We start from the raw sequence: 14962 nt of genomic DNA, 5'->3' as shown, positions 1-14962 counted from the left end.
GTTAACATATATCTGATCGGCTAAATAATAATGGAGATTGGGAAAAAACCTATACAGCTTTGTTGGAGATTAGCGGTTAGTAAAGGGCTACTTTAGTCTAATATAATTCACTATCGAACTGTCCTAAATCAGCTACGGTTTCCCGTAACCAACCTTACTTTCAACCCAATACCTTAGCCTTAAATGTTTGTAATCATCTTGAAAGTTGATATCTGTAAGCCTATTAATTCAGCATAAATAATGTATATTAGGCTTGGGTATTAACCTTGCCCGATTGAAAAGTATAATGCCATGATAGTAACCACGACCAATTCCATCGAAGGGAGGGAGATTTCACGCTATAATGATCCAATAGCGGCCAATGTTGTCATCGGCACCACTGTCTTTAGCGATATAGGAGCGAGTTATGTCGATTTATTTGGCGGTCGCTTATTCGTGTAATTTACTATAAGTCGATAATTTCTTAAGCGTGTTATGTGATAAATATTTAAATAATTGCAGTTATGGGGAATTTAATTAATTAGTACGATTTTTGTTTGCTACACATTTGTGTAGATTTCAAAAAACCGCCTTATAATCATAATTTTTATAAATATATTCGATATTATATTAAATATAAATTACGAAAAAAAGTATTTTAAAGATGATGCTACTAGGTGGTGTTATCTTTGGAGCGAGCCAAGTTCAAGCATCAACCATCGCTGAAGAAGCTCCTGTCAAACATGAAAATGTGTTGGTTGAAGAAACTCCTACCAAACAAGAAAATGCGCTGGTTGAAGCTCAAGATCCGAGGGTAATTTGCGTTATACAAGTACTAATTCGAGGGAGTCAGATGGTTGGGGCATATCCACAAGATGTATTGGATGACATTTTGCAGATTGAAATGGAAAAGTGTGCAGATGGTACACACTCTTCATTGCCGCAGACATAATGTCATTATTAATTTGGTAAATTTATATTTCATAAATATGGCTGGATTTATCCAGCCATATTAATAATTTTAAGAATGAGATTACACAGAACTCTACTTCCTTTTTTTTTATTATTTTTTATTTTAAAAAGCCAAGGTCAGGGAACTTCCGGCTATGCATATTATTCAGTAATAAAAAGCGCCGATAGTTCACTTAACACGCCAGAGGAGCTTTGGATATTGAGCGCCCATTCTTTTGTCCCGAAAATCGCTTCCATGATGACTTTTAAACTTGAATTTACAGCAAGCAGGTCCTTATTTACCAGAGTCAAAAGTAAAGAAATTGACAAGTTGGCCAAGGCAGATGTAAGGAGTACTGAGACTTTAATAGGATATAGGGATTCTACATGGCAGGATACAGCGTATTGCTATAATTTTGATCGGGATATGAAAAACCCGCTTGATAAAAAGGGTTTAATGCTAAAAACAAATAATAATTTTGATTGGAAAATTAGCGCTGAAACTAAGCAGATAGGTGAATTCATCTGTTATAAAGCAACGGGAAATAGGGAAACAAGCTATATCGAGGAAGGAGTTACTAAGATAAAGAAAAGGCTCGTTATAGCTTGGTTTTGCCCTGATATTCCGGTATCCTTTGGTCCTATATACACACGGAATCTTCCAGGACTGATCTTTGAATTTCAAGAAGGTGGAACTCTTTATGGATTGAAGGAATTGAATTTTGCAAGTAAACCTGAGATTGCACCATTACCAAATAAAGAAATTATTACTAAAGAAGAGTGGCGTACTAGATTATATGAAAAAGCCAAAGATTTGAATATTCCCTATTAATAGCTTGTGAAGTTTAGATATATACTATTATTTATTCTCCTATGTCTACTGACCAATAGTTTACTGGCGCAACAAAACTTGCTATTTAAAGGCCTTGTTGTGGATGACAGCGACAAACCGTTGGAGAACGCAAGTATCGTGATCAAACGTATTCCTTCTTCCGGAATTGCTCCCGTATTTCAGAAAACTGATCAGCAGGGACATTTTCAGCTCGAATTTTCGAACACAGGAAAAATTGAGCTTACGATCTCCAGGTTAGGCTATCAGAAAGTTGTTGATACCTTGGATATTCGATCGGCAGAACAAAAATTCAAATTATTAAAATCCGTCAAGAGACTTGAAGAAGTAAAGATCGACTACCAATACCGTGCAGTTGAAATTGCCAAAGATACGATCCGTTTTTCTGCTGACTATTTCCGGGACAGTACCGACCGAAAATTACAGGATCTTATTGAAAAGATGCCTGGCTTTTCCATTGAAGATGGAAAAGTGCGTTTTCAGGGGAAGCAGGTCAATGTAACCTTGGTGGAAAATGAACGCTTTTTTGGTGGCGGCAGTAAGCTCGCTATCGAGAATATTCCCGCAAAAGCAGTGGACAGGGTTGAAATGATCAGTAGGTTTTCCCAGAACGACCTGCTGAAAAGTGTGCAGGTAAATGATCAGCTCGCCATGAACATCAAACTGAAAGAGAATAAGAAGAATTTCATCTTTGGGGATCTTGAATCGTCATTGGGGAGCGAAAAATCCTACAAGGAACACGCCGCCCTATTTTATTACTCACCGGAAAAAACCATGTCTTTTATTGGGGATATCAATAATATCGGTACTTCACCGGTCTCCAAAGAAGATATTGATCGGGTTCAGGGTGCCGAATTGCAATATTTTTCTAATTCAGTTAATAAGAATAACCTGGCTGGATATGATCGCGACAATCGAAATGTGATAAAGAACATCAATAAGTTCGCCGCATTCAACGGTTTTCAAAAGGGACTAAAGAAGAAATTTAGCGTAAACCTCTATGGCGTGTATGCCGAAAACAGGTTGGGTACCATGTTAGATGGCACTAATCATTATTCTTTTCCCGATCTTCGGTATACAGAACAAACCAATATGCGTTCTTCGCAGGTCAATAGACAGGCGTCTTTCAATATTTCGAGCAATTTTAAGCCAAATCCCTATTTTAGCTTGGATTACAACCTGGGTACATTCTGGACAATGCCCAGGCAGGAGGTACATATGAACAATGTCATTGACAGATTTGGAGTAGACAACAATAGTATACAAATCCAGGATGGACATTCCATTGTTTTAAAACAATATCTCGAAGGGAGCTGGAAGCATTCTTTGCGAAGTTACAGTTCTTTTGCTTTTCAGCACCAGTATACCTCAGAGAAAGATAATTTCTCCCTTTCTTCGGACAGCCTTTTCCTACGTGGCTTCATACGTTTTGATTCTATGGCGAACTATAGTATAGTGAGACCTGTAGAGCGGAAGATGCATCTTTTCAATGGGTCTTATAAATACTATTGGGTCATCAATCAGAACCAGCAGCTTCATCTGGAAGCGAACTCCCAAAATGAATTATTACGGCAGAATGGACAGTCAGTTGGAGCCCAGGATACAACGGGTGCGCACATATTTGACCACGAGCAGTATTATCGAAACAGCAGCAATTATTTGGGTGGGAGCTATCGGTTGGACTTTGATAAGTTAAAAATACTATTTTCCTTAAAGCAGTACTATTTATACTTAATCAATCAGACTCCAACAAACGATGATCGTCATGGGCAATGGTTTCTACAACCGGAGCTGGATCTTAAATATGGGAAAAGTGCGTTGGATGGATTTCGCCTTAATTACCGAAGGGGTTATACTTTTGCGACAGCAATGGACCTTAATCCGTCTTATTGGATCACAGGTTACAATAGTTTGTCCCGGGGAAATATCCTGCTGGAGGGACAGACATTCCATAAACTTACTTTTACCTATAACAATTTTAGACTTACGGACTTTCGGGTAATCCATTTTAACAGTGCATTGACTTTGAAAGATAAGATCAAAGGGAACAGCCTTTTGACTTCTTCCTACGAGCAGTTGAAGACGGTGCAGTTGTTTGATCGACCTGATCTCAATTTCACCAATATCGGGGGCTATAGTATAAGATACGGTAGGTTTGAACCTGGTGTATTCCTGTCCTATATCCATATGAGGTTAGCGCAGCGTATCGATAACAGCGAGATTTATCTACGTCAGAATACAGTTTCAACAGATCTTTCCTTAAGATGGTTTATACCAAAGTTGGCAGATGTAAAAGTGGCCTGGACAAGAACAGATAGTTGGCAGAAGAGTTTGGGCGATAGTCAAAAGGTCGCGCTTAATAAATGGAGCATTACCGGGAAATATCAGCTGAAGAATATTGTATTTAAGACAGATTGGAGTCTCTTGAAGACAGGGCTGGGGGATAGCAGTGCTGATCCAACTACTATAAATGGAAATTTTGAATTGCGTTACCAGAAAGTAAAATCTCCATTCAGTTTTTATATTCAAGGGCTAAATGTGTTAAAAAATACGAGCTACCGCACTGCGGTACTGACAGAGTACATCAGTTCCGAAAAAATCATCTATACGATGCCCCGTATTTTCCTATTGGGTTTATCGTATAGTCTATAATATTCTTACGTTTTCCCGTAGCCATTCTATGCACATCATGGATGATTTGGTTCAATGTCGCCTCAACTTTGCATACTAAATTAGGGTTGAATGCCTAGAGCCTACGGATTCCTGTAACCAATCCTACTTTCAAATCAATACCTTTGCCTTACAGTTTGTATTAACCTTGAAAGTTAATAGCTGTAGACCTATTAATTCAGAATAAAGAATGTATATTAGTCTTGGGTATTAACCTTGCCCGATTGAAAAGTATAATGCCATAATAGTAACTAATAACAGTAGCATTTATGTTGATTTTAATAGTTATAAAGATGATCACTATATCAATCAAAAAAATTGAAGGGACATATCAGATTGCTAAGCGAACAGCTTTATTGGTCGATTTAAAAACTTACACCACGAATGAGAAATAAGATATTGACACTATTACTTTTATTAACAACCTTAATATCCTACGGACAAAAGAAAATGGAACAGACATTCTTCACCTGGGACAATTTTGTTGGCGGATTTGCCAAAGAAATGGTTTCTGCCGAAGACGTTTTTAATAGTATGGTCAAGAGTGGTCTTAAAGACAACTGCTTAACAAAAATGGACTTTACTTTTATCTCAGATAAAAGTGAGAACTTACAAAAGCTTGGAGAATTTATCAAGGCACACTATCCATACACTGTTCAAGAAGTTAAGAAATACGGAAAATTATGGGAACTAAACGGAGAGACAAATGAAATTCCAATGACAGCCGACAACTTACTTTTTTGGGATTTGGATATGTATAAAAGAGGTTTTGAATTTGACGCAAAACTTGATGCTTACGGTGGACCTTTTGATCCAAAGGAGCAGAAATTTCCAGTAATTGACTCAACAAAGGCGGACTATTATTTTGACAAAGGTTTAGCATGTTATAACAATGGAGATTTAAGCGGAGCAATATTTAATTGGAGCTTAACAATCCAAATTGACCCCAAAGACCCAAATGCTTACTATTCAAGAGCTATCGTAAAAAACGAGCTATACACTTGGAAATTGGCACTTAAAGACTACGACAAAGCAATAGAAATTGCACCAAAATTTGCGAGTGCTTTAATAAATCGTGGTGGACTTAAAGACGAAAATGGAGATTATAAAGGTGCAATCGCTGACTATGAGACAGTTTTGCAACTTGACAAACTGGAGCAGGAAGCAAAACAACAGGCATATTTTAATTTAGGCAACACTTATTTCAATATAAAAGACAAAGAGAGAGCTTGCGAAAATTGGAATAAAGCATTGGACAACGGAGCAGAATATGCGAAAGAACGAATTAATGAATACTGCAAATAGAAAAACTGCTCATAAAAATGAAATTTAAGTTTTTATTTTTATCTATACTTACTATCCTCTTAAATAGCTGTGGTTTTGACCTATCTAGTGAATGGGATATTACTGAATTATATGTACAAAAAATAGAGGGGTCGTCTAAATTACTTTATAAATATGATGCTTGGGGGGGAAGAGATTCTCACATATCTGGTTTTATAATTATCGATTCTACACAATCTTTTAAAATTAATTTAGATAACACTCTTCCTATGTATAATCTTTCAGAAATTCCAAGCAAAAATAAAATCTCTGGTATAAAACACGAATGTAAAAATGATTGTGGTGACGAGTATTATAAAACAAAACCAAATTATTTACCACTTAGAATAGATAAATTAAAATCTGAAGGAATAGCTATTGAAAATATTGTATTTCAATATCGTGGTTTAAGCGAAAAAGATAGAGGATTAAGAGGCGATTTTGTTTTCGAAAAGTTTATTGAAACAAAAGATAGTATTTACTTCTTCAATCTTAATGATATTAAAAGCGTGTATAAGACGCATTTAGATGAATTGAAACTAAAAAAGGGAGAAGTTTATTTAAGTGAAAATGAAGCTGGAAAAATAACTAGAATTGTAATAAACCAAACAACTTTAAACCCTCTAAATAAGGAGATTATTCAGACAGTTGCCTATTTTCTTAGTCCAGAAAGTAAAATAGAAAGTAGTGATTTCTCTGATAGAGGAATATTTAAAGAAGTCAGAGCATCAAAGTAATATCGCATATAATACCGGTTTGTCAAATTGATGTACGACGGGAGTGTGTGCCGAGGTTTCAATAAATAAAAATTCAAAGCGGATTTGGAGAGATTTTTTAAGATAAAAAGATAAAACAGGAATTCTAATTTATGAGAAAATTAAAAGTAAGTTCAGTATTTATTACAGCAATTTCAATAATATTGATTGTATTTGCCTGTAACAAGAAATCAAACTATTCAATTAAACATACAAAAAACCTTGAGATACTAAAGAAAGAACCCAAATTTCAGGCAAGTGCTTTTTATCCAGGTTTAGAAAAAAGGCATGACAAAAAAGTTTTATCAGACTTGCTTAACGACAGTATTGATGACTTTATTGAAGGCACAAAGGATAATTTTGACGAGGCTGAATATAAAGAACTTTTAAAAGAAAGCCTCCAAAGGTTCGAAACTTTTAATTTAGATACGGAGGATAGGGAGTATGTTTCTGGTTATTTTGAAAAGATTATGGATGCGGTAGAGTTGAAAAGTTCTGGAGGCGTACTAAATAATGGGGTTTATAACCGAAACTTCTAACATTAGACTATTGCACTAAAACTTACCTCTCCCCGAAAAATTGGAGCATTTAAAAGTATTACCCCCTAACAATCTTTATCATGGAGCTTTTAGAATTAATTGATTTTTTTAGGGATGGTGGTTCGTTCAAAGAATTCTGCCATCTGCAGTCATTACATGAGGAATCCGAAGTGATTGAGATTTTTATGGAGATCCCATTGGATATTCATAATGAATTGAGATATTTTGAAATCGAGAAAACTGGCGGTAGTATAGCATATTCAGATAATGGAATAAATTACCATAATTTATTTGATTTTTATTATTTCTTAGATGCCATTGAAGATGCAAATAATAGTCAAAACAGATCCCTTTCTAATGAAGAACTGGCAGAATTACTCTATAATTACGCGATTCATGATGCATAGGGAAATAACTATATCTCGCTTCCAAGTAAATAGTGGATATGATGAAATTAAGTCAAATTAGTCTGAGAGCGAAATTTTTACCAGGTAAAAATTTTAGAGAATTTAATAAAGAATGTTGGAGTATTGCCGAAATGTATTGGTCATTTCTTCGTGAATATAATACTGATGATGTCAGAAAATGTATGATTTCTGTTGGAGAGGATCCTTCAGAGGTGGATAAAATAACATCGCATAAAGGTTTTCGCGAAGTTTATAAGCAAATAAATTTTGACCAGTATTTTGAAATGAATCCATTTGAAAAGAAGTCTTTACAGCTTGATTTGATTCATTCCGGAATGACAACTATTTGTGGATTGGAAAAGTGGGATACTGAACCATTACTGAAAGCATATAAATACTGTCTTGACAACGATTTAAATTACAAATTCTTTATAAATAGTAAATACAAACGCTCACCAAATTGTCAATGGAAATTAGGACTTTGGTGTGAATGGGAGATTAACTGTTTTAAATTATTTTGGGTTTTATTTGACAAAACTGGTCGTGAAATCAATCGAGATTTGATAACAGAAGGTGAGCCTAGCGGTGGTGAAATAGTTTATTATTTAGATTATAAATGGGATGGCAACAATTATATAACTATCCGCAATAAATCGAGACAAAATATAGAAATGTGGAAAATTAAAATTTTATAATAAAGCAATTCTTCCTCCATGTGAATTTGGATGCTTTTCCCAATGTGGAAGAAATATTGGTCCATTATACTAATGTGCAAAATTTGGAAGGTATCGAGAGGCTCAAAAATCTAAGAACATTTCGTATCGACTACGGCAGAAACTTACAATCTGTAAAGGACGTAAATGAATGTGAGCACATCGAAATGGTTATTTTCAATAATTGTAGAAAAATAGATGATTTTGAGCAGATAGAAAAGAGTCCAGGTCGCACTGTCCTGCATACAAGATTTCCAGGGTAATTTTAAAAAATAAGCAATATGTTAGATACAATTTGGGTTTTTCATGGAGAAGGAGGGCGGTTTTCAAGTGGAGTTTTTACTTCAATTGAAAAGGCGGAAATATGGATAGATAGACATAAGTTATCAGGAGTTTTAACAGCATATCCAATTGATGAAGGGGTTTACGACTGGGCATTATTTAATGATTTTTTCAGTGTGAAAAAACAAGCTCAAATGGAACCCAGTTTTATCCAAAAATTTACTTCCGCAAGTCATGGTTTAAATTAGACGACAAAGTGAGCATTTAGCCAACATTGCCGTGTCGAATTAGAAAATAAATAATATGACAAGAATTCTGAAAAATATCTTTTACAATTTTGAAGAAGGAAATTATGGGCTTAAGGTTGTGTTTGATTTGGACGGTTTATACCTGCTGTTCGATTCGACGAATTTTATATATACTGATGCTCCTAAATTTGATGGATGGAAAAATTGGAATAAACTAATTTATAAAGAACTTGAAAAAGATTCATTGCACATTACAGAAATTAAAGAAGATGAATTGACAAGTTACTTCGTCAAGCTTTCAAATAGCGATGTATTTTATATTTATCAGCATCTGGATTTGGAAGGGACCTGGCACCAAAATTTTACAATGGTCTTGCCGAAAGAGGACAATTATAATGAAGTTGTAGAATACATGGAAGAGGAATGGGTAGAAACAGTTGTTCCTGAATTCCGCCACATGTAGCATCATTAACCTTACTCGTGAAAGGAATCAGTCCAAGGAGGATAAGTTGTTTCAGTATATGCCAGTCAAGAGGGTGTAAACTGAACTGTGTCAAATAAAGAATTTCTATATTTAGACACAGAATATGAGTAAAGACAATTTTGACTTCGAAAGCTTCAAAGAGGAAGCAATGAAAGGCCTTTATGATGGCAAGAAAATGGGCGGTACAGACGGAGTTTTTGCTCCGATGCTGAAACACCTTCTGGAAAGCATGTTGGAGGGAGAGCTGGACCACCACCTACAGGAGAATAGAGCTTCCGGAGAGATCAACCGTAAAAATGGGAAGACGAAAAAAACGGTCAGGAGCCTTCAATCAGGACATTTTGAACTGGAGAGCGGCCGGGACCGAAACGGTACATTCGAGCCAAAAATAGTTCCTAAACGACAGTTGATTATCACTGACGAACTGGAAGGCAACGTTATAGCGATGTATGCCAGGGGCATGAGTACGCGGGATATCTCGGGTTATGTTAAGGAGATGTACGCCATGGATATATCTGCTACGGAGATCTCCAATATTACCGACAAGGTTATCCCTGCCCTGAACGAATGGCGAAACCGTCCGCTTGAATCGGTATATCCCTTTGTTTTTCTGGATTGTATGCATTATAAAGTTAAAGACAATGGCAGTGTCCAGACCCGTGCGGTGTACAATATACTTGGGGTAAACAGGGATGGTCGTAAAGACCTGATCGGCATTTATCTTTCGGAAAATGAAGGGGCCAAGTTCTGGCTTTCGGTACTGACCGATCTGAAGCAGCGCGGCGTAGAAGATATTCTGGTTGCGTGCGTCGACGGATTAAAGGGTTTTCCCGATGCTATCGAAGCTGTTTATCCGAAAACCCAGGTACAGCTTTGCATAGTTCACCAGATACGCTCAAGTCTGCGGTATGTTCCGGAAAAAGATAAAAAAGCCGTTGTTGCAGATTTAAAGCCTATCTATCAAGCAAATAGTCAGGATCAGGGCTACGAAAAACTATTGGAGTTTGATGAGAAATGGGGCAAGAAATATCCCTTATCTGTAAAAGGATGGCTGGATAATTGGGGGAACCTCTCTACTTACTTTGAGTATTCGCCCGATATCCGCAGAGCTATCTATACGACAAATGCCATCGAGGCGATGCACCGGCAGGTCAGAAAAATTACAAAAACCAAGGGAGCATTTACATCCGATCAGGCTCTATTAAAGCTAGTTTACCTGACCATCAAGGATATATCAAAAAAATGGACCATGCCTATTCGGAATTGGGGATTGACAATGCAACAATTACATATTAAATTTGGGGACAGGATTAAAGCCTTCGGCAACTCCTTTTAGGGTTCGCTCTCGAGGCTTTCAGCCTCCGAGAACGAACCCTAAAAGGAGTGATGTGACACAGTTCAATTTACACTACCCCAGTCAATGAAACTCTCCAGCAATGTAGTTTATCATTCGATTCCTAGCGTTGTAAAGCGAGCATCTAACCATCATAGTCTCCCTTTGCGGTTAACAAGGGAGGCTATGTTAGTTACTTTATTGTCTTATTAACTATGTTGAATAAATTAGCTATAGTTTCCCGTAGCCATTCCGACTTTCAAACCCATACCTTAGCCATACAGTTTGTAATCATCTTAAAAGCTAATAACTGTAAGCCTATTAAATCAGTATACCACCACCAATTCCAACTTTCCAAAAGCTTTAAGAAAACATTTGCTGATCTGTAAAGTTTTTCAGGACGAGAAAATATGACAACAGAAAAATAGAACTTTACAAAAAATAGTAACTTAGCATATGAAAACAGTCAATGAACTATTATTGAAATACAATTTTCCAAAAAGCACTCAAAAAGCCAAAACAAAAATTGAACAAATACAAAGAATTTTGAACTTCAATCTTCCTAACGATTACTTGTTTTTTTTACAGAATTACTCGGGTTTTGAACTGTTTATAGGATCAGAGTTCGTGAGACTTTGGGACATTGACGAATTAATTGGAGTCAATACCGACTATCAAATTTTTGAGAACCTTCCAAAGACTTTGGCAATTGGCGGAAATGGAAGTAGTGAATTTATTGCAATTGAACAGACAGTTGATGATTCAATTAGGGTAGTACTTACGCCTTTTATTGATTTGGACAAACAATATCATATTGAAATTGGAATCTCTTTTACTGACTTTTTACAACGATTAGACAACGGACAAGAATGGTTCAAATGAAACTTATTACGTGAAGAGCATCAGAGACCCTAATCGTATTGGCAATAGTGGGGCTGATATCAATATTACACCTTCACTAAGCAGTTCAATTACCAGCTTGAAGACAATGGCTTATTCACCGATGATCAGGTGCAAAAATATATAGCCCTGATACAACGTGGAGAATTAAAGTGGATAAAGGATGATATTCGATGAAAAAGGATAGAAAGTTCGAATGTGACGTGTGTGGTCAAAAGTTACCCCAAATTACGAAGCATGGTGTGCTGCAGATTAATCCAAATTACAGAAATTTATAAAAAGGTTACTAAACTTATCAACAAGGTAGCTTAATTATATGGACAATAACTAAACACAGCAAGTTTTATTTTGACATTTGATGGGGCAGTCCGCTTTGGTTTTTAATAACCTCTATCCTTGATAAAATTATTGAACCCGAAAGAATAAATACACTTCCCAAAATCAATAAATTAGTATCAAAAAGACCTTTTTGTTTATCAATTATAGTAATTTCATGATTCAATTTGATTGATTTATCTTTTTTAAAACTAATTGCTATAATTATTATACCGGCAAATATGAAAAGACATGATAGCACAGATTTGATTTTAAAAAGCATAGTTTTTTATTTTAAGTTGTAAACTTTATAAAAATAGTAATTCCAGAAAGCGTAACGAAATAAAATTTATCTTAATTTGATTGAGCTCATTTAATAAACTAGTTTAACGAGCCGCTAGAAAATACGCTGTTACTTTGTAGAAAAGAATTAAATAGTATGAACAACGTAGAAAAAATGATACAACAGTATCTACATGCCTGGAACCAAAATACAGCTGAAGCTTATGGCGAGGAATTTGCCAAAGTATGGCACAAAGATGGGATTTACATCGATCCTTACTTTCACTTAAATAGTCTGGATGAATTGCTTAAATTTGCCATCGACACATTGCCTATGGCTCCGAGCCGCCGTTTTGATCTTATAGGAAAATTTGATTTTCATCACAACTATGTACGTTATCAATGGCAGTCAACGGTAGATGGTAAAACAAATGTGGGCGATGATTATTTTGAATTTAATGAAGACTTTAAAATTACCAAGTTGATCAGTTTTTATAAGCTTCCTGCCGATCATCCAGCCAACAAAAAGGACTAAGAATTAAGGACTATGCTATACAATACGCTTTTTTCTAACCTCGCAAAACACGTGATCCTGACGGCAGAGGAGCAACACATCGTAGCATCTTACGTCAAACCCATTCAAGTACATAAGGGTGTTCATTTGCTTCGGGAAGGGGCGTATTGTAAGCATATTTATTTTGTAGTAAAAGGCTGCCTACGATTGTATGCTTATGATGGTAACAACGAAGCGACCGTTCTTTTTGCTCCAGAAAACTGGTGGATGAACGAAATTGATAGTTTTAGCAGCAACAAGCCATCCAAGTTTGCCATAGAAGCCTTGGAGGATACCGAAATATTGGCTTTTGAAGCCAAAGATTACGAGTTATTGTTAAACAAAATCCCGAAGTTAGCACGTTTTTTTCGCTTACTTTTTCAAAATGCCTTTGGTTTGTTTCAACGCAGAATGCACCTGATACTATCGCAAGATGCATCCAAAAGGTATGCCTGGTTTGGTAAACAATATCCTAAACTAGAACTTAGAATTCCACAGAAATATATTGCTTCGTATTTAGGTATCACTACTGTTTTCCTGAGCAATATAAGACGCAAGAATGGTGGGTGATTTAGTGATATGTTTTAAGATTTTTTCTATTATCATTGATATGTCTGTGGATACAGTCGCCAATCGAAAGATATAGATCCGAAAGAAATAATATTAGCGGATTTTTTTCCGCCATTCAACTATTTTTGAAGGACATGTTTTGTCTGTTGTTATTCAGTATTCTTTAGTTAGATGTAATTGAAGAAAACCGTTTCTAAGCCTCTGTCCTTTGTACTTGAATTTTGAACTTAACTCCTCATTGTTTGCTAAAATTGCTCCAGCTCCAGTGATTATAGGGCTGACGTTAAAATAAATATCGGTAACCAAATCCTTGTCCAAAAAAGCGTTGAAAGTACCTGCTCCGCCTCCAACGGCTATTTCCCGCACTCCTTTTGCAGACATATATGCAATTGCCTCTTCAGGACTTGCTACAGTCTTGTAGCCATCAGCCGTATAAGGTTTATCGGCCAATATGATGATTTCTATTCCATTAAAATGATCTTTTATCTGATCTGGAAAATTTAGAAAATTTTCAAATGTTTTCAATCCTATCACTACATTTCCAACCTGCCTTACAAAATGTACGTAAAATTCCATTGCTTCCGGTGGCAGCTTATGATGCGGATTATCGGATATCAAAATTCTTCCATTAGCTGAAATATTTGCGATTACTGTTACTTTCATAATGATTTTCCTTAAATTTCTGTTCAACAAAACTATTGGATATTCAATATATATTCACTATTCATTACCTTTAGGAAAGTAACTATCATATGAGCAATAAAAATATTGATAAAGAAACTATATTGGCATTAAAAGATGGCATTGAATTGCTCAGTGGTAAATGGAAATTTTGTATCCTGAACAATTTGCAGCAACACGGCACAATGCGGTTTAAAGATCTGCAAGAGATGGCTCAGGGAATATCCCCAAAAATTCTATCCAAGGAACTTCAGGAATTAGAAGACAATTTACTGATTAGTAGAACGGTTAATGACACCAAACCTGTAACCGTTTCTTATGCGCTTACCGCCTATGCTAAAGAAACGCAGGAAGTTGCCAATGCTTTAATTAAATTTGGTCTAAAGCATAGAGATAAAATTAAAGCAAAATGACTCGATTTAGTAAGATTCCCCTTAGAGACAAATTAGTGAAAATTATGTTTTAGGTTAGAACTGCAATCGATTTATCCCCGAATTACAGCCACGGACAGTGTGTCCATAAAAGTTATCAGGTCGCATTGTAAGAGTGGGTGCTCCCTTAGATCTGAAAGGAACTAATCCGGTTTTTAATAAGAATTGGTGGAAATGGTAAACATAACAGAATTAGAAAGATGAAAATTAAATATTCTTTTGCAGTATTTTTATATGCCTATTTGAACCAGATTGACCTGTCTTTGGATAGAAGTAGGTGGGAACCTCTTGATAATCTGGGGGGGTATCGAAGCCAAATTTCTCCTAAAAAAGTTGCAAATTATCTCATTGATAAAAGGTAGGTACATAATTATGAATAATGGGGTGCGAAAAATATACACGGTTATATATCAAATCAAAACTCTCTTTATTCATGAAGAGAAACAAAATAAAGTCAATCAAAGCGATAAATGCGGGAATAAGTGTCCAGCAAAAAAGAGATAAAGGACACCTAATCTGGTCTGCCCTAGGTAAAATCTATGTGCACCAAATCCTCCAAGGAAAAATGCCATTAAAGCTGCGGTTGTTTTATCTTTCCTGTGTTATTGATTAATGCGATTTGTATTGTCTTTTCATACCTACGGATTGCCTGTTATGCATTCTTACGGTTTCCCGTAATCAATCCTCCATTCAACC

General features: G+C 35.9%; 19 protein-coding genes. 17 read left to right on the top strand and 2 right to left on the bottom strand.

The window, feature by feature from the left end; all coding sequences use genetic code 11:
- Positions 1 to 291: 291 nt before the first annotated feature.
- The 13 genes from K2F45_RS16250 to K2F45_RS16190 all read left to right on the top strand — a co-directional run bounded on the left by K2F45_RS16250 (position 292) and on the right by K2F45_RS16190 (position 11416).
- Positions 292 to 441: a heavy metal-binding domain-containing protein gene (locus tag K2F45_RS16250; RefSeq protein ID WP_248931884.1), complete on the top strand. Its 150-nt coding sequence runs from the start codon at positions 292 to 294 to the stop codon at positions 439 to 441.
- A 202-nt stretch (positions 442 to 643) separates the two neighbouring features.
- Entirely contained in the window at positions 644 to 931 is a 288-nt protein-coding gene (locus tag K2F45_RS16245; protein ID WP_248931883.1) for a hypothetical protein, read from the top strand.
- Between the two features lie 75 nt (positions 932 to 1006).
- On the top strand, positions 1007 to 1762 hold the full coding sequence (locus K2F45_RS16240; RefSeq protein ID WP_075993086.1) for a GLPGLI family protein: 756 nt from the start codon (positions 1007 to 1009) through the stop codon (positions 1760 to 1762).
- A gap of 6 nt (positions 1763 to 1768) precedes the next feature.
- Positions 1769 to 4432: a carboxypeptidase-like regulatory domain-containing protein gene (locus K2F45_RS16235; RefSeq protein WP_248931882.1), complete on the top strand. Its 2664-nt coding sequence runs from the start codon at positions 1769 to 1771 to the stop codon at positions 4430 to 4432.
- A gap of 402 nt (positions 4433 to 4834) precedes the next feature.
- Positions 4835 to 5755, top strand: a complete 921-nt coding sequence (locus tag K2F45_RS16230) for a tetratricopeptide repeat protein (RefSeq protein ID WP_248931881.1) — start codon at positions 4835 to 4837, stop codon at positions 5753 to 5755.
- 17 nt (positions 5756 to 5772) lie between these two features.
- Positions 5773 to 6510 carry a hypothetical protein gene (locus K2F45_RS16225; RefSeq protein WP_075993083.1) on the top strand — a complete coding sequence of 246 codons (738 nt, stop codon included), beginning with the start codon at positions 5773 to 5775 and terminating at the stop codon, positions 6508 to 6510.
- Between the two features lie 131 nt (positions 6511 to 6641).
- A complete protein-coding gene (locus K2F45_RS16220) occupies positions 6642 to 7067 on the top strand; it encodes a DUF4844 domain-containing protein (protein ID WP_075993082.1) in 426 nt (141 codons plus the stop codon).
- Positions 7068 to 7147: 80 nt separating this feature from the next.
- On the top strand, positions 7148 to 7474 hold the full coding sequence (locus K2F45_RS16215) for a hypothetical protein (protein WP_248931880.1): 327 nt from the start codon (positions 7148 to 7150) through the stop codon (positions 7472 to 7474).
- 38 nt (positions 7475 to 7512) lie between these two features.
- On the top strand, positions 7513 to 8169 hold the full coding sequence (locus tag K2F45_RS16210; RefSeq protein WP_248931879.1) for a hypothetical protein: 657 nt from the start codon (positions 7513 to 7515) through the stop codon (positions 8167 to 8169).
- Between the two features lie 299 nt (positions 8170 to 8468).
- Complete coding sequence (locus K2F45_RS16205) at positions 8469 to 8717, top strand: DUF7710 domain-containing protein (protein WP_075993078.1); 249 nt, start codon at positions 8469 to 8471, stop codon at positions 8715 to 8717.
- A gap of 55 nt (positions 8718 to 8772) precedes the next feature.
- On the top strand, positions 8773 to 9180 hold the full coding sequence (locus K2F45_RS16200) for a hypothetical protein (protein WP_075993077.1): 408 nt from the start codon (positions 8773 to 8775) through the stop codon (positions 9178 to 9180).
- A 124-nt stretch (positions 9181 to 9304) separates the two neighbouring features.
- Positions 9305 to 10537 carry an IS256 family transposase gene (locus K2F45_RS16195; RefSeq protein WP_248931878.1) on the top strand — a complete coding sequence of 411 codons (1233 nt, stop codon included), beginning with the start codon at positions 9305 to 9307 and terminating at the stop codon, positions 10535 to 10537.
- A gap of 453 nt (positions 10538 to 10990) precedes the next feature.
- On the top strand, positions 10991 to 11416 hold the full coding sequence (locus K2F45_RS16190; RefSeq protein WP_075993076.1) for an SMI1/KNR4 family protein: 426 nt from the start codon (positions 10991 to 10993) through the stop codon (positions 11414 to 11416).
- Positions 11417 to 11777: 361 nt separating this feature from the next.
- Here K2F45_RS16190 and K2F45_RS16185 read toward each other — a convergent pair whose 3' ends face one another.
- The gene (locus K2F45_RS16185; RefSeq protein WP_248931877.1) at positions 11778 to 12032 is read right to left on the bottom strand and encodes a hypothetical protein; all 255 of its coding nucleotides are present in this window, start codon (positions 12030 to 12032) and stop codon (positions 11778 to 11780) included.
- A gap of 156 nt (positions 12033 to 12188) precedes the next feature.
- Between K2F45_RS16185 and K2F45_RS16180 the strand changes: the two genes are divergently transcribed.
- Positions 12189 to 12566, top strand: coding sequence for a nuclear transport factor 2 family protein (locus K2F45_RS16180; RefSeq protein WP_075993075.1), 378 nt, complete (start codon positions 12189 to 12191; stop codon positions 12564 to 12566).
- A 12-nt stretch (positions 12567 to 12578) separates the two neighbouring features.
- Complete coding sequence (locus K2F45_RS16175; protein ID WP_075993074.1) at positions 12579 to 13154, top strand: Crp/Fnr family transcriptional regulator; 576 nt, start codon at positions 12579 to 12581, stop codon at positions 13152 to 13154.
- Positions 13155 to 13307: 153 nt separating this feature from the next.
- Here K2F45_RS16175 and K2F45_RS16170 read toward each other — a convergent pair whose 3' ends face one another.
- Positions 13308 to 13817: a dihydrofolate reductase family protein gene (locus tag K2F45_RS16170; RefSeq protein WP_075993073.1), complete on the bottom strand. Its 510-nt coding sequence runs from the start codon at positions 13815 to 13817 to the stop codon at positions 13308 to 13310.
- 89 nt (positions 13818 to 13906) lie between these two features.
- On the opposite strand from K2F45_RS16170, the gene K2F45_RS16165 reads away from it, so the two are divergent.
- Together K2F45_RS16165 and K2F45_RS27570 are read left to right on the top strand one after the other, a co-directional pair.
- Positions 13907 to 14248, top strand: a complete 342-nt coding sequence (locus K2F45_RS16165; RefSeq protein WP_075993072.1) for a winged helix-turn-helix transcriptional regulator — start codon at positions 13907 to 13909, stop codon at positions 14246 to 14248.
- Between the two features lie 451 nt (positions 14249 to 14699).
- The gene (locus tag K2F45_RS27570; protein WP_237241702.1) at positions 14700 to 14879 is read left to right on the top strand and encodes a hypothetical protein; all 180 of its coding nucleotides are present in this window, start codon (positions 14700 to 14702) and stop codon (positions 14877 to 14879) included.
- Positions 14880 to 14962: the final 83 nt, after the last annotated feature.

The organism is Sphingobacterium siyangense, from assembly GCF_023277505.1.
Taxonomy (GTDB): domain Bacteria; phylum Bacteroidota; class Bacteroidia; order Sphingobacteriales; family Sphingobacteriaceae; genus Sphingobacterium; species Sphingobacterium siyangense.
This window is presented reverse-complemented; position numbering and strand designations above follow the sequence as displayed.

Bases quoted from the DNA above. Each gene is read 5' to 3' on its own strand.
- K2F45_RS16170 (WP_075993073.1), bottom strand. From the start codon at position 13,817: ATGAAAGTAACAGTAATCGCAAATATTTCAGCTAATGGAAGAATTTTG.
- K2F45_RS16165 (WP_075993072.1), top strand. From the start codon at position 13,907: ATGAGCAATAAAAATATTGATAAAGAAACTATATTGGCATTAAAAGAT.
- K2F45_RS16195 (WP_248931878.1), top strand. From the start codon at position 9,305: ATGAGTAAAGACAATTTTGACTTCGAAAGCTTCAAAGAGGAAGCAATG.
- K2F45_RS16245 (WP_248931883.1), top strand. From the start codon at position 644: ATGATGCTACTAGGTGGTGTTATCTTTGGAGCGAGCCAAGTTCAAGCA.
- K2F45_RS16185 (WP_248931877.1), bottom strand. From the start codon at position 12,032: ATGCTTTTTAAAATCAAATCTGTGCTATCATGTCTTTTCATATTTGCC.
- K2F45_RS16190 (WP_075993076.1), top strand. From the start codon at position 10,991: ATGAAAACAGTCAATGAACTATTATTGAAATACAATTTTCCAAAAAGC.
- K2F45_RS16230 (WP_248931881.1), top strand. From the start codon at position 4,835: ATGAGAAATAAGATATTGACACTATTACTTTTATTAACAACCTTAATA.
- K2F45_RS16205 (WP_075993078.1), top strand. From the start codon at position 8,469: ATGTTAGATACAATTTGGGTTTTTCATGGAGAAGGAGGGCGGTTTTCA.
- K2F45_RS16180 (WP_075993075.1), top strand. From the start codon at position 12,189: ATGAACAACGTAGAAAAAATGATACAACAGTATCTACATGCCTGGAAC.
- K2F45_RS16210 (WP_248931879.1), top strand. From the start codon at position 7,513: ATGATGAAATTAAGTCAAATTAGTCTGAGAGCGAAATTTTTACCAGGT.
- K2F45_RS16200 (WP_075993077.1), top strand. From the start codon at position 8,773: ATGACAAGAATTCTGAAAAATATCTTTTACAATTTTGAAGAAGGAAAT.
- K2F45_RS16175 (WP_075993074.1), top strand. From the start codon at position 12,579: ATGCTATACAATACGCTTTTTTCTAACCTCGCAAAACACGTGATCCTG.
- K2F45_RS16250 (WP_248931884.1), top strand. From the start codon at position 292: ATGATAGTAACCACGACCAATTCCATCGAAGGGAGGGAGATTTCACGC.
- K2F45_RS16225 (WP_075993083.1), top strand. From the start codon at position 5,773: ATGAAATTTAAGTTTTTATTTTTATCTATACTTACTATCCTCTTAAAT.
- K2F45_RS27570 (WP_237241702.1), top strand. From the start codon at position 14,700: ATGAAGAGAAACAAAATAAAGTCAATCAAAGCGATAAATGCGGGAATA.
- K2F45_RS16220 (WP_075993082.1), top strand. From the start codon at position 6,642: ATGAGAAAATTAAAAGTAAGTTCAGTATTTATTACAGCAATTTCAATA.
- K2F45_RS16240 (WP_075993086.1), top strand. From the start codon at position 1,007: ATGAGATTACACAGAACTCTACTTCCTTTTTTTTTATTATTTTTTATT.
- K2F45_RS16215 (WP_248931880.1), top strand. From the start codon at position 7,148: ATGGAGCTTTTAGAATTAATTGATTTTTTTAGGGATGGTGGTTCGTTC.